Source organism: Arhodomonas sp. AD133 (assembly GCF_051195215.1).
In the GTDB taxonomy this organism is placed as follows: domain Bacteria; phylum Pseudomonadota; class Gammaproteobacteria; order Nitrococcales; family Nitrococcaceae; genus Arhodomonas.
In genome coordinates this window covers 144,151-156,254 of the sequence record NZ_JBNAZM010000003.1, presented here as the reverse complement: position 1 = coordinate 156,254, position 12,104 = coordinate 144,151, and the positions used below count along the sequence as shown (strand labels likewise).

Annotated in this window: 16 protein-coding genes and 1 tRNA gene; 14 read left to right on the top strand and 3 right to left on the bottom strand. The window is 66.1% G+C overall.

Annotated elements, in window-relative coordinates; genetic code table 11:
- Nucleotides 1–49: 49 nt before the first annotated feature.
- The 13 genes from ACPEES_RS03360 to ACPEES_RS03300 all read left to right on the top strand — a co-directional run bounded on the left by ACPEES_RS03360 (nt 50) and on the right by ACPEES_RS03300 (nt 9,473).
- Nucleotides 50–250 (top strand): hypothetical protein, encoded by a 201-nt coding sequence (locus ACPEES_RS03360; protein WP_435101056.1) that lies wholly within the window; start codon nt 50–52, stop codon nt 248–250.
- Nucleotides 247–936, top strand: a complete 690-nt coding sequence (locus ACPEES_RS03355; protein WP_435101054.1) for a hypothetical protein — start codon at nt 247–249, stop codon at nt 934–936. The genes ACPEES_RS03360 and ACPEES_RS03355 overlap by 4 nt, the downstream gene beginning before the upstream one ends.
- Nucleotides 929–1,156, top strand: a complete 228-nt coding sequence (locus tag ACPEES_RS03350) for a hypothetical protein (protein ID WP_435101052.1) — start codon at nt 929–931, stop codon at nt 1,154–1,156. Before ACPEES_RS03355 ends, ACPEES_RS03350 begins: the two co-directional genes overlap by 8 nt.
- Complete coding sequence (locus ACPEES_RS03345) at nt 1,143–1,994, top strand: hypothetical protein (RefSeq protein ID WP_435101050.1); 852 nt, start codon at nt 1,143–1,145, stop codon at nt 1,992–1,994. The genes ACPEES_RS03350 and ACPEES_RS03345 overlap by 14 nt, the downstream gene beginning before the upstream one ends.
- A 93-nt stretch (nt 1,995–2,087) precedes the next feature.
- On the top strand, nt 2,088–2,483 hold the full coding sequence (locus ACPEES_RS03340) for a hypothetical protein (protein WP_435101048.1): 396 nt from the start codon (nt 2,088–2,090) through the stop codon (nt 2,481–2,483).
- Nucleotides 2,484–2,723, top strand: a complete 240-nt coding sequence (locus tag ACPEES_RS03335) for a hypothetical protein (protein WP_435101046.1) — start codon at nt 2,484–2,486, stop codon at nt 2,721–2,723.
- A gap of 5 nt (nt 2,724–2,728) precedes the next feature.
- Entirely contained in the window at nt 2,729–2,986 is a 258-nt protein-coding gene (locus ACPEES_RS03330) for a hypothetical protein (RefSeq protein WP_435101044.1), read from the top strand.
- Between the two features lie 159 nt (nt 2,987–3,145).
- On the top strand, nt 3,146–4,615 hold the full coding sequence (locus tag ACPEES_RS03325; RefSeq protein ID WP_435101043.1) for a hypothetical protein: 1,470 nt from the start codon (nt 3,146–3,148) through the stop codon (nt 4,613–4,615).
- 8 nt (nt 4,616–4,623) lie between these two features.
- Nucleotides 4,624–4,983, top strand: a complete 360-nt coding sequence (locus ACPEES_RS03320; RefSeq protein ID WP_435101042.1) for a DUF2523 family protein — start codon at nt 4,624–4,626, stop codon at nt 4,981–4,983.
- 4 nt (nt 4,984–4,987) lie between these two features.
- Nucleotides 4,988–6,247: a zonular occludens toxin family protein gene (locus ACPEES_RS03315; RefSeq protein ID WP_435101041.1), complete on the top strand. Its 1,260-nt coding sequence runs from the start codon at nt 4,988–4,990 to the stop codon at nt 6,245–6,247.
- Between the two features lie 468 nt (nt 6,248–6,715).
- Nucleotides 6,716–6,910: a hypothetical protein gene (locus tag ACPEES_RS03310; RefSeq protein ID WP_435101039.1), complete on the top strand. Its 195-nt coding sequence runs from the start codon at nt 6,716–6,718 to the stop codon at nt 6,908–6,910.
- A 208-nt stretch (nt 6,911–7,118) separates the two neighbouring features.
- On the top strand, nt 7,119–8,426 hold the full coding sequence (locus tag ACPEES_RS03305) for a hypothetical protein (RefSeq protein ID WP_435101037.1): 1,308 nt from the start codon (nt 7,119–7,121) through the stop codon (nt 8,424–8,426).
- Nucleotides 8,427–8,435: 9 nt separating this feature from the next.
- On the top strand, nt 8,436–9,473 hold the full coding sequence (locus ACPEES_RS03300; RefSeq protein WP_435101035.1) for a phage integrase: 1,038 nt from the start codon (nt 8,436–8,438) through the stop codon (nt 9,471–9,473).
- Between the two features lie 17 nt (nt 9,474–9,490).
- Here the strand turns inward: ACPEES_RS03300 and ACPEES_RS03295 are convergent.
- Nucleotides 9,491–9,566: transfer RNA gene (locus ACPEES_RS03295), tRNA-Ile, on the bottom strand.
- 94 nt (nt 9,567–9,660) lie between these two features.
- Between ACPEES_RS03295 and ACPEES_RS03290 the strand changes: the two genes are divergently transcribed.
- Complete coding sequence (locus tag ACPEES_RS03290) at nt 9,661–10,443, top strand: exodeoxyribonuclease III (RefSeq protein ID WP_435101033.1); 783 nt, start codon at nt 9,661–9,663, stop codon at nt 10,441–10,443.
- 288 nt (nt 10,444–10,731) lie between these two features.
- Here the strand turns inward: ACPEES_RS03290 and ACPEES_RS03285 are convergent, their stop codons facing one another.
- Together ACPEES_RS03285 and trxB are read right to left on the bottom strand one after the other, a co-directional pair.
- Nucleotides 10,732–11,034, bottom strand: coding sequence for a glutaredoxin family protein (locus ACPEES_RS03285; RefSeq protein WP_435101031.1), 303 nt, complete (start codon nt 11,032–11,034; stop codon nt 10,732–10,734).
- Nucleotides 11,031–12,035: a thioredoxin-disulfide reductase gene (trxB, locus tag ACPEES_RS03280; RefSeq protein ID WP_435101029.1), complete on the bottom strand. Its 1,005-nt coding sequence runs from the start codon at nt 12,033–12,035 to the stop codon at nt 11,031–11,033. The genes ACPEES_RS03285 and trxB overlap by 4 nt, the downstream gene beginning before the upstream one ends.
- Nucleotides 12,036–12,104: the final 69 nt, after the last annotated feature.

Below are 12,104 nucleotides of genomic sequence, written 5' to 3'. Positions count from 1 at the left end.
GTCCCTGAGGACAGTGCACCACAGTTCATTACAGTGCAGGAGCCAGCATATGGAAACGCCCGCGCCTGAACAACCGAACACCCCACTGATGAGCAAGGAGCGCTTCGCGCAGTTGACGGGCGTGGGCGAAGAAGTGGTGCGCGGCTGGATCAACAAGGGCTACATCCCGACCATGAAGATCGGCCGTTACCCGCTGATCAACATGGAAGTCCTGCGCCGCATGTGCCTGGAAGCGGAGGATTGGGAATGACGGCCTACCTCCCTGCCTTCGAGGCAACTGACACCATCGTCGAAGCCCTGGAATCGGGTACGCTCCGCGTCCAGACCGGCCAGTGGGTCTACCGGTTCGACGAACAGTGGCGGCGCGAGATGGGCCGCGTGAAGCAATTCCGCCACGGTGCCATGATCGTGTGGCGGCCGATCACCAACGGCAAACGGGAGCGGTGGGCCGACTACTGCGCCCGTTTCCGCCGCGAATGCTGTCGCCCCTGGCGCCCCTTCGCCTGCCGGCCCCGACAGACCAACTGGGTCACCGGTGCCGGTCTGGCCACGGACTATGGTCTGCGCTGGCCGTATGAGAGCGTTCACGCCCAGGGTCGCCGCATCCGCCCCAAGGGCGTCAAAGCCCCGCGCCCGGTCTGCGCCAAGCCGAGCGCTCCCAAGCCGCGCCCGCGCAAGCATCCGGGTAACGTCACGTACTGGGCGTCTAACGGCATGACGGGTCCGCAGCGACCGGCACCGCGCCCCTTCCAGGACCGCAACACCTGGCGACTGATCGTGCGTCAGCAGCACGGCCGCTTCGTCACCTATTTCCAGCAATGCCCGCACTTCACCCCGCAGCGGTACGGCAGCGGTGAGACGTACGACGAAGCCGTCGCGGCCATCCGGCGGAAGATGCCAGCCGATGTCACGCTCACGGAGGCTAGCCATGTGTGATCGCAGCAGCCGGCAGATGGAAGCGATGCGTGTCGTGAGCCGCCTTAAAGCGGTGGCGTGGAAGGTACCGGGTGAATGCGGCGTGCAAGCAGCGCTTGAGACGGTTATCCAGACGCTCCTGATAGAGGGCGAGGTTAGGCCGGAGGCCGTCGAGCGGCTGACGACGCAGCTTGAAGTGGGTTTTGGCGGCGAGGAGGCGACGACCGATGCCCTACGCTAGCCGCTACATCCCGGCCGTCACCTACCGGGGCCGCTACCAAACCCCGGCCGGCCACGCGACGGCGCTATACGCTGCCCTCGGTCACTGCCGCGTGCTCATCAACCGCCACGCCGGCGACGCGGACGCTCAGGTGCCGACACTCGCCCTCGTGCGCGCCACCCTCGCCGAGTGCCGCCCCTACGCGCCGGATCTGCGGACCCCGCAGACCCTCGCGGACGCCCCGGCGGCCATCGCCCACGCCCGGCAGGTGCTGCGCCACGTTGGCGCCGATCCCGCGCCCGCCGCCGACTGGCAGGCCGACTTTCAGGCGTGGCTCGCCTTCGAGACCGCACGCGGCACCGACAACTGGCGCCCGGCCATCCAGCGCGAAGCCCGCGCCACCTTCACCGAGCGCCAGCGCGCCACGGTGCTGCTGATGGGCCTGATCCACGCCGATGCCTGCGCCCAACTGGCGCGAGGCAACGCCGCCGAGTATGCGGCGCTCGTCATGTGCCGGGCGGCGCTTCGCCCCTGCCGTGACTACTGCTATGGTCTGTGGAAGCCCGACAACGTGAGCGAGGCGCGGCAACTGCTCAACAAGGCCGCTGACCAGCTCTGGGCCATCGGCGCGGACTATGACGGCCTCGCCGACGCCGAACGCAGCGTCGCCGACTGGCTCGCCTGGGCCCTCGGTGACGAGGTGCGGCGTATCGCCCCCGATTCACTGGCTGGTGGTGTGTGTTCTGTGCGCCACGCCACCCCCCTTCACCCGGACGCCACGCCCCCACGACACCGCATCCGTCGCTGTCGTCCGGGTGCTTCCTACACGAACCCGGCCGAGTCGCCGCCCCGAACGTAGGGCGACGTTCAAGGCCTGGCAACGGTGCCGAGTGCCGGCACGGCATCGCGAAAGCAGTACTGCCGGCTTGGAGAACCTAAGGAGTACAAAGCCATGATGAACCAGATCATTGACGTGGACATCCTCGGCGTGCGGCGGATCACCGTCGACGGCAACACCTACACGAAACTGTTCCTCGCCGAGCGCCAGGACACCAAGGACGTCAAAGGCGTCATCCCCATGACCATGCCCTGCGAGCCCGACGTGGCAGACCAGCTCGACGCCTCGACGCTGCCGCGTCAGCACAAGCTGCGCGTGCGGCTGCACATGGCCGGCGGCGGCAAGACCGGCATGCACGGCCTCGCCATCGAGCCCGAAGACAGCCCCACCGGCGGCGACACCAGTACCGGCGGCCTGCCGGCCACCGACAAGGCCCCGGGTAGCAGCACTAGCAGCGCCAGCGGCGAGAGCGCCGCCGCCAGCACCGGCGCGAGCAAAAAGGGCGCGTAAGTGGCGCTGTGCGCCGAAGTCACCCGCCAGGGCTTTGTGACGGCCACGTCCAAGACCCTGGAAGACTGCGGGGGTTACGTACTGGTAACCCCCGCCGAGCATGAACAGCTCGCCTGGACCCACGAGCTGTTCGCGCCCCACTGGCCCACCGCCGAATGGACGTTTGGCAGCGTACTGGCGATGTGGGCCATGGGCATCGCACTGGGTCTGATCCTCAATCTTCTGCGAAAAGCGAGGTAAACCCGATGAAGATCGTGAATGCCGTCCATCGTTTCGGCAAGTCCACCGCCGCCAAGGTCGCCACCGGCGCGGCCGTGTTCGGTGCCAGCGCCACGACTGCGCTCGCGCAGTCTGGTGGCAACATGCCCGACCTCGCCGGTCCGGCGACGAATGCGCTGGATTCCGCCAAGGACCAGTCGGGCACCGTGGCGACGGCCGTGGTGGGTGCGGTGGCGCTCATCGTGCTCGCCGGCATCGTCATCTCCATGATCCGCAAGGCGTAAGGGAGGGCGAGCGATGTTCACCGGCGCGCTCATCGGCGTTGCCTGGGGCCTTGCCTTCTGCGCCGGCGTGCGCGCCGTTATCTACTGATGCCACCCCCGGCGGGGTGACGGCCGCCGTCACCCCGTCGATTCCCACCGCCCGAGCGAGGGTCCGCGCTCATGGATCGCGTGCTGCTTACCGCCGCATTGATCGTCCTCACCGTCATGGCCCTGGTGGCTGCCGGCAACGCCCGCGCCGCCGAGCTGCTGCCGGCGAAATTCCACGTGCCGCTGATGAACGTCACCGGCTGGGGCGACAGCCGCCAGGCGGCCTGCGCGGATGCGGCAGCGCGGGCACCGTCGGTGCATGACGGCGAGTTCGAGGCGCGGATTGTCGTGGGGCCGGAGGAAGAGTTGCCGCCCGGCGAGGTGCATTGCTGGGTGATCCAGCATGTGCCGAATCCGAACGAACCGGATGGCATTCGCTCGCAGCTGCACGACATCCACCCGATTACTAAGGCGTGTCCGGGCAATAAGTTGAATGAGGTCTGGGAGAACGGGCAGCTGTTCTGCCGTGTCGCCGAGTGCGAGCGCACCTATCGGCGCTATGAAGATTCGATGCAGAAGCCGGGGCCGGACGAAGCCAACGTTTGGAACACCACGGCGAAGACGTGGTGCGACAACGGCTGTTGGAAGCATTTCACCGGCGTCAAGAACCTCACCGACAACGGCGATGGCACGGTGTCGTGGAGCTACTCATCGGGCCAGACCGGTGAGGCATGTCTGAATAGTGACGATCCGCCCCCGCCACCCGAGTGCCCGAATTACGCCCAGCTCGGCGAGATTGTCATCTGCCTGAGCGATATGCCCGATGGCGGCGATGGCGATGACAGCGATGACGACAACAACGATGGCGGCAACAACAACGACGACGACGACCAGGGCGACGGCGATAACAACGACGGCGATGACGGCCAGAACCCCGACGACGGCGACGATGGGTCCGGCGGCGGCGGTGGCGGCGGAAGCGGCGGCGGCGGTGACGGCGACGATGGTGATGGTGACGACTCCGGCGGTGGCGGCGGCGGTGGGTCAGACGGCAGCACCGGGGATGGCGATGGCGATGGCGACGGTTCCGGTGGTGGCGGTGGTAGCGACGGCGGCACCGGTGGCGGTGGCGGTGGTGATGGTGACGGCCAGGGCGATGACAACAACGACGACGATGGGAACAACAACGATGACGACAGCGACGGTGACGGTGACGGTGATGGCGACGGTGATGGCGATGGCGATGGCGATGACGGGGACGGCGACGGCGATGGCGACTGCAAGGCCGGCGAGGATTGCGGAGACGGTGGGGGGCCGACGCTCGACGTCGGTGGCGAGGGCGGCGAATTCCCGGAACTGACCGAAGAGCGCGAGGCTGCCGAACAACGCCTGCAAGAGACCATCGACCGCATTCGCGGCGAGGCCGAAGACCTGCTGGGCCTGAATACCAGCGGCGGCGAAAGCCTGCCGGTCGTCACATTTCCCTTTCTCGGCGAGCAAATCAGGATGGACTTCAACCGCTTCGCGGAACAGCTCTCGCTCGTGGGGCTGCTCGTGATGCTGCTCGCCGCCCTGGCATCACTGCGAATCATTCTGAGCTGAGGTGCGCTATGGATTTCTCGTGGGTTGGCGAACTGTTTGAAGGGTTTCAGTGGATACTCGACTGGTTCAACTCAGGGATTTACGACTTCTTCGTCGAGTGGACCGCCTTCTTTACCCAGAAAGCCGCCATTGCGGCGATCAGCGCGCAGGTGGCGGCGATGCAATTCGCCTGGGACGTCGCGCGGCAGATCCTCGCCGACATCGGTGTGACCGGCTACATCAATAGCGCCTGGGGGCAACTGCCCGCCGACTTCCGGGGCGTGCTCGGCTTCTTCCGCATCCCCGAAGCCGTCAACCTCGTCGCCAACAGCTACGCCACGCGGCTGGTGATGCAGTTCCTCGGCCTCGGCATGAAGGCGAGCGGCTGACGCCATGGCCATCAAGATCCACCACGGCCCGCCCGGCAGCTACAAGACCAGCGGCGCGATCATGGACGACCTGCCCAAGGTCGTGAAGGAAGGCCGCACGCTGGTGACCAACGTGCGCGGGCTCACCTCCCGCGAGCGCATCCTCGAGGTCATCGACGGCGACCCCCGGTTCGACGTGATCCACATCGACACCAGCCAGCGCGAGGGCCTGGAGCGCCTGCGGCGCTGGTTCCACTGGGTGCCCAAGGGCGCCTTTCTCATCATCGACGAAGCGCAACGCGTGTGGCCGCCGCGGTGGACGGATCGGCAGCTTAGTGCGCTGTCGATCGAAGGCGGCGAGGACGCAGCGGCGGAGATGGGGCGGCCGGAAGATCATTGGACCGCCTTCGACATGCATCGTCACTTCAATTGGGACCTCGTCCTGACCACCACGAACATCCGAAAGATTCACAGCACGATCCGCGAATCCAGCGAAGGCGCCTACAAGCATCGGAACATGGCGCTGATTGGTGTCGGTGGCTTCTACAACGAAGCCTTTCACGCCGCCGGCGACAGCGGATCGAGCACGAGCCAATTCCTGTCGATTCGCAAGCGCCGCATTCGCTCTTGGGTATGGAATCTGTATGAGAGTACCGATACAGGCGACGTCCGCGACACGCACGCCGGCACCCCCTTATGGAAAAATCCTCGCGTGGCATTTCTGGGGGCTATTGTCCTGGCTGGCTTCGGCTACGGCTTCCGTAACGGCATACCCGACCCGTTTACGCCGCCGGATGCGGGTCAGGCAGTGGCGGAGCGCCAAGCGCCGGGGCCATCGCCGGCCGAGCCGGGCAGCACGCCTGCTGCGCCTGCCGCTGCGCCTCGTGGCGATGGCGCTGCGCCCGTTCAAACCCGTGGCCAAGCTCGCCGGCCGGCTCGCCCTGCGACTGGTCATTTGGGTGATCGTGCTGCGCGTCATCAGCGCCGGCATGGCCCGCTTAGTGGCTGGGATATGACCGTTGTCGGCGAATTCCGCAGCGTGTGGATCGAAGTCGAGCGCGGCGATGCCCGCATGACCCTGCGCGGCGACGAGCTCGGCCGGCTCGGCTACAGCTACCGGCGTCTGTCGGACTGCATCTACCGCATCACCCACATCGACACCGGTGTCGAACAGCTCGCCACCTGCCGCAAGCGCGGCGAGCCCGTCGCCCCCGAGCTACTGCCCGGCGCCAACCTCGTGCACAGCCAATCCGGCCCGATCCTGCCCGGTGGCAACGACTCATGACCGCCGTGGCCCGAATCACCCCCGGCCCCCGTCACCCGGCGCGTAGCGAAGCAGCGCCGCCCCCAGGGGCCGACACCACCCCGGCTGTCCTCCCCAGAGGGCGCGCGTCCAGGTCGGGCGTCGCGGGGCCCCGCGACGGCGCGCAGCGCCGGCGTGGGTTCCGACGTCCGCACCTTGACGCAGCAACCGACCCCCACCCTGTAGACGCCCCGGGCAGGCACACGCCTGCCCGGGCTGCCCCCCGGCGAGGGCGGGGTCTTAGGGGCGGAGCCCCTACGACAACACCCCGCGGAGCGACCAATTGCCGGCAAGCGGAGCGCGCAGGCCCGACAGGGCCGGAGGCGCGAGGGATCCGGAAGGCGCGCCGCGTCCCGCAGGGATGGAACGCATGTGGAACCTGTAGGAGCCCGGCCCCGAAGGGGCGCGCCCACTCTCATACACGCATTGACGCTCGGAGGCCCATCAACCATGACCGCCGACCCCACGCAGGCCATATCCCTACTCAGCAGCTTGTACACCGGCCTACTGCTGTTCTTCACGCTCCTGGGCGCCTTCTTTGGCTGGATCGCCCACAGCCTGTATCGCGACATCGGCGATTACCTCGCCGTCTCCCGTCGTCCCGATCCCCGGCCCGACGACCTGCGCCCACAACAGCACCAGTGATCGCCATCACCGACCGGCCGTGCCCGACAGGGCATACCGCTGCTCGCCGCAAGGCGAGCCGCCGGCCTGCTTTCGGCCGGCGGCCGCCGGTCTGCGCGGCGCGGCACGGCGTGTGCGAGCCCCCGAGCGCCACGCCGTGCCGCGCCGCGCAGACGGCCCTGTAGCACGTCTTAAGAGAACAAGAGGTTTAGACCGTATGAGCACAGTCATGCACACTCGTGCACCGTCCGCCCAGAAGGCGGCCAGCAAGCGGAACCACTGCGACCGCCAGCAACTGAACGCAAAGGCCGCCAACCGGGTCAGCACCGAATCGCTGCTGAATGGCGAGTACGACCCCAAGGGCCGTCAGTTCCTTCTACCCAGTGGTCCGCGAGACCTGCGCAACGTCCGCATCCTCCACACTGGCGTGGACACCCTGCGACAGCTCTACCAGGGCACCGTGCGCACCCACGAAATCGGCCTGCTTCACGGACAGAGCCGTTGGGGGGACGAATCCGTCGTCACCTGGGCCGGATACGAGTGGGTCATTGGCTCGGGTGGCCGCTCAGGCTACCGCTACCGCCTCCAGAACAACGAACTGGGACTGATCGTCCTGCTGGGCAGCCGGTACAAGCGCCTGCAGGAACCGGGGTCGCACCTCAAGATCGAGTGTTCCCCGCACTTCCTCAAAGACAATCCCCCGGAACGCGTCCAGGCAGAACTTGACCGCATCGCCGCCACCCTCCTGCACGATCCCACGCACCACGCCGTGGCCGTGCACGTCGCCATCGACGTTCAGGGCTGGAAACCGCCACGAGACTTCACCGAACGCATCCGCACGCGCGCGCGGCGCAAGACCGATCACACTGGATTCGACAGCCTCGAATTCGTCGGCGGCGAGACTGCGCAGCGCTACGAAGGCGGCCAGTCCTACCTCTTCGGTAGCTCCAGCTCCGTCCAGTTCGCCACCTACCGCAAGGATCTCGAAGCCCACAAGCGCGATAAGCTCGACTGGTGGGAAAGCGTTTGGCGTGAGGCCGCCGAAGAACTGGACGAACCAAGCTATCGCGAGGGCAAACCCGTGTGGCGCCTCGAATGGCGCTTCCACCACAACGTCGTCCAGCAAATCCAGAGCGAAGACGGCAAAGGCTTCCGTGCCTACACCGACATCGCCCCCGTGCTCACCAACCTGTTCCGCTACGGCCTGAACCTCTTCCGGCTGCACGCCAGCCCCACCTATGCCGATCCCATGTGGCAACTGCTCTTCGAAGACGTGACCATCCACGCCGAAGCCACCCGCTTCGTCGTCCGCCGCGTCCAGAAGACCCCCGGCCGGGGCAATGAAAAGAACCTCGTCCTGGCCCTGGGCAACATGCTCAGCCTCTACGCCCGCGAGGGCTACAGCACCCGGCAGGTCATCCACCACCTCAAAAGCGCCGGCTTCTGGAAAGACCTCGTCGCCTACTGGCAGGCCCGGGGCAAAGACCCGCAGAAAGTCATCACCCACGGCCTACAGAAGCGAATACTGGCGACCTGACGGACGACTATGGCAATTCGCAAGATCAACACCGGATGGCAGGTCGACATCTGGACCGACGGCCGTGGCTCCCGGCGCATCCGCAAGACGTTCAAGACCAAAGCGGAAGCGGCGCGCTATGAGCGCTGGGTGCGCGCCAAGGTGCAGAGCGAGCCCGAGTGGCGGCCGCCGAAGAAAGATCGTCGACGCCTAACCGACCTCGTTGACCGCTGGCTTGAAGTGCACGGCCTCCAGCTCAAGGACGGAACGCGCCGGGCAGCGGACATGCGCACGGCTGCCCACGCCATGGGTAATCCGCAAGCGGCCGGCTTCACCGCACGCCAATTCACCGAGTATCGAGCGCGGTGTCTCGAAGACGGCCTGACGCCCGCCACACTGAATCGTAAGCTGGCGTACTTCCGCGCCATGTTCCGTGAGCTGGAGCGAGTAGGGGAGTGGAACCGGGGCAACCCGCTTGCCCAGGTGCGGCAATTTCGCGTCGACGAAACCGAACTGGCATGGCTGACCCGCGACGAAATCGCCGCGCTCTGGTGGGCGTTGCGGCAGTCCAGTAACCCTGATGCCCTCCGGGTGGCCCGTCTGTGCCTCGCCACTGGCGCACGCTGGTCTGAAGCCGAACAGCTCCGGGGCGAACAGCTCTTTTCCGACCGGGTACGCTACGGCAGGACAAAAGGCGCGAGAGTGCGTGTTGTCCCGATCAGCGAACGCCTGTCCCGATCGCTCGCCCTGCATCAGCGTGGACGCCTGTTCACGTCCTGCTACGCCGCCTTTCGCAAGGCCGTCGACCGTGCCGGCCTGGAGTTGCCGCGCGGTCAGTGCTCCCACGTGCTCCGGCACACGTTCGCTACGCATTTCATGGCGCGCGGTGGCTCCATCCTCGTACTACAGCGCATCCTCGGCCACACCGACATACGCATGACCATGCGCTATGCCCATTTTGCCCCGGATCACCTACGGGAAGCGTTGCACCTGAACCCGTTGGCACCCCGTAGACAGTTTGTAGACACTCGGCCACAAACGAGGCTTTCCGCGAAGGGTAATGTTTAGCTAAGTGATTGATTTTATGGTGGGCCCGGCTGGATTCGAACCAGCGACCAAGGGATTATGAGTCCCCTGCTCTAACCACTGAGCTACGGGCCCTTCGGCGGGAGGCCGCAGTATAACGGTTCATGGGCGGTGGGGCACAGTGTTCGTTGGTATGATCGGCTCTCGTGCAAGACAGTGAGTGGGGTCGATGGCTGTGCGCATCACCAGTGCCAACCTGAACGGCATCCGGGCGGCGGCGCGGAAGGGGTTCTTCGACTGGTTCGCCGAGGCAGCGCCGGACGTGCTGTGTGTCCAGGAGACGAAGGCGCAGTACGAACAGATCGCCAAGGACGCGACTTTCTTCCCCGACGGCTATCACGCCTATTTCAAGGACGCGGAGAAGAAGGGCTACAGCGGGGTGGCGCTGTACACCCGGCATGAGCCGGACGAGATTATCCGGGAGGTGGGCTTTCCGGAGATCGACAGCGAGGGGCGCTGGATCGAGGCGCGCTTCGGGGATCTGTCGGTGGTGTCGTTTTACATGCCTTCCGGGACGTCGGGGGATGAGCGTCAGGACTTCAAGTACGCGTTCATGGAGCCGTTCCTGGAGCACCTGGTGCGCCTGCGGGAGTCGGGGCGGCGGTACATCATCTGCGGTGACTGGAACATCGCCCACACCAAGCTCGATATCCGCAACTGGCGCTCGAACCAGAAGAACTCGGGCTTTCTGCCGGAGGAGCGGGCTTGGCTGGATCGTCTCTTCGGCGAGGCCGGCTTCGTGGATGCCTTCCGCGTGGTGGAGCCGGAGACGGAGCAGTACACGTGGTGGTCTTATCGTGGTCGGGCGTGGGACAACAACACGGGGTGGCGGATCGACTACCATGTGCTCACGCCGGATCTGAAGGACGTGGTGCGGGAGGCGAGTGTGTATACCGGGGAGCGGTTCTCGGATCATGCGCCTTTGACGTTGGCGTATGACCTTTCGCTTTAGGCGGAAGGGACGGTGGACTGCGCTGCGCTCCGTCCACCCTACGCGTCGGCATGAACGTTGAGCGTACCGGTCTTTTGCCTTTGCACTTTTGGCTTGTCGCTTGTCCTCTGGTGGACTGCGCTGCGCTTCGTCCACCCTGCCTCCTAGTACCCAAGTCGGGTACCCTGCCTTCGTGGGCAAGGGTATGTCGGAGCGCATACCGCTCTTTCCACTTTCATCTTTCCGCTTGCCGTTCACAAAAAACGACCGGCGCTTTGGCCGGTCGCGGCGACTTGCGGGTAGTCGCGTTTATGGTGTGTTGACGGCGCTGCGCTGGCCGAAGCGCTCGGCGAGGTAGGCGGCAATGTCCGCCGACTCGTAGAGCCAGGTGGCCTCGCCATCGGGTTCGTCGATGCGCAGGCAGGGCACCGTCTGGCGGCCGCCGCCTTCGAGCAACTCCTGACGGCGCTCGGGTTCCAGGCGCACGTCTCGCAGCTCGATATCGACGCCGAGGCGCTCCATCACGGCGCGCACCCGAAGGCAGGCGCCGCAGAGCTCGTGGTGGTAGAGCGCGAGCCCTGCGGCCGGTGCCTTGTCGAGGGCTTCGCTCACGCGGGCGTCTCGGCGGCCGCGTCAGCCTTGGCGACGGTTTCGCGTTCGAGCTTGAGGGCGTCGAGGTACTTCTCGGCGTCCAGCGCGGCCATGCACCCGGTACCCGCGGAGGTCACGGCCTGGCGGTAGACGTGGTCCATGACGTCGCCGGCGGCGAACACGCCGGGCACGCTGGTGGCCGTGGCGTTGCCGTCGAGCCCGCTCTTCACCTTGATGTAGCCGCCCTCCATGTCGAGCTGGCCCTGGAAGATCTCGGTGTTGGGCTTGTGGCCGATGGCGATGAACACGCCGGTGACTTCGAGCTCACTGGTGGAGCCGTCCTCGGTGCTTTTCAGCCGCAGGCCGTTGACGCCCATGTTGTCGCCGAGAACTTCGTCGAGGGTGCTGTTCCACAGGATCTCGATGTTGCCGTCCTCGGCCTTCTTCATCACCTGATCCTGGAGGATCTTCTCGCCGCGGAACTGGTCGCGGCGATGCACGATGGTGACCTTGCGCGCGATGTTCGACAGGTACAGGGCTTCTTCCAGCGCGGTGTTGCCGCCGCCGACGACCGCGACGTCCTGGTTCTTGTAGAAAAATCCGTCGCAGGTGGCGCAGGCCGACACGCCCTTGCCCATGAACTTCTCTTCGGACTCCAGTCCCAGGTATTTCGCCGTGGCGCCGGTGGCGATGATCACCGCGTCAGCGGTGTACTCGCCGCTGTCGCCGGTCAGGCGATAGGGGCGGTTGCTGAAGTCCACTTGATTGATGTGGTCGAAGAGGATCTCGGTGCCGAAGCGCTCCGCGTGGGCCTTCATGCGCTCCATGAGCGCCGGGCCCTGCAGGCCTTCGACATCGCCCGGCCAGTTGTCCACGTCGGTGGTGGTGGTGAGCTGGCCGCCCATCTCCATGCCGGTGACCATGACCGGGTCCAGGTTGGCCCGGGCCGCGTAGACCGCAGCCGTGTAACCGGCGGGACCGGAGCCGAGAATCAGCAGTTTGCAGTGTTTAACGTCGCTCATCGAATCAAGCGCCTCTTCTCATAGGGGATCCGGGTGTCTGAGCCGGGCCGCGGCGCGAGGGCGCCGCGG

Bases quoted from the DNA above. Each gene is read 5' to 3' on its own strand.
- ACPEES_RS03350 (WP_435101052.1), top strand. From the start codon at position 929: ATGTGTGATCGCAGCAGCCGGCAGATGGAAGCGATGCGTGTCGTGAGC.
- ACPEES_RS03325 (WP_435101043.1), top strand. From the start codon at position 3,146: ATGGATCGCGTGCTGCTTACCGCCGCATTGATCGTCCTCACCGTCATG.
- ACPEES_RS03320 (WP_435101042.1), top strand. From the start codon at position 4,624: ATGGATTTCTCGTGGGTTGGCGAACTGTTTGAAGGGTTTCAGTGGATA.
- ACPEES_RS03305 (WP_435101037.1), top strand. From the start codon at position 7,119: ATGCACACTCGTGCACCGTCCGCCCAGAAGGCGGCCAGCAAGCGGAAC.
- ACPEES_RS03315 (WP_435101041.1), top strand. From the start codon at position 4,988: ATGGCCATCAAGATCCACCACGGCCCGCCCGGCAGCTACAAGACCAGC.
- ACPEES_RS03345 (WP_435101050.1), top strand. From the start codon at position 1,143: ATGCCCTACGCTAGCCGCTACATCCCGGCCGTCACCTACCGGGGCCGC.
- ACPEES_RS03310 (WP_435101039.1), top strand. From the start codon at position 6,716: ATGACCGCCGACCCCACGCAGGCCATATCCCTACTCAGCAGCTTGTAC.
- ACPEES_RS03340 (WP_435101048.1), top strand. From the start codon at position 2,088: ATGATGAACCAGATCATTGACGTGGACATCCTCGGCGTGCGGCGGATC.
- ACPEES_RS03290 (WP_435101033.1), top strand. From the start codon at position 9,661: ATGGCTGTGCGCATCACCAGTGCCAACCTGAACGGCATCCGGGCGGCG.
- ACPEES_RS03360 (WP_435101056.1), top strand. From the start codon at position 50: ATGGAAACGCCCGCGCCTGAACAACCGAACACCCCACTGATGAGCAAG.
- trxB (WP_435101029.1), bottom strand. From the start codon at position 12,035: ATGAGCGACGTTAAACACTGCAAACTGCTGATTCTCGGCTCCGGTCCC.
- ACPEES_RS03355 (WP_435101054.1), top strand. From the start codon at position 247: ATGACGGCCTACCTCCCTGCCTTCGAGGCAACTGACACCATCGTCGAA.
- ACPEES_RS03300 (WP_435101035.1), top strand. From the start codon at position 8,436: ATGGCAATTCGCAAGATCAACACCGGATGGCAGGTCGACATCTGGACC.
- ACPEES_RS03330 (WP_435101044.1), top strand. From the start codon at position 2,729: ATGAAGATCGTGAATGCCGTCCATCGTTTCGGCAAGTCCACCGCCGCC.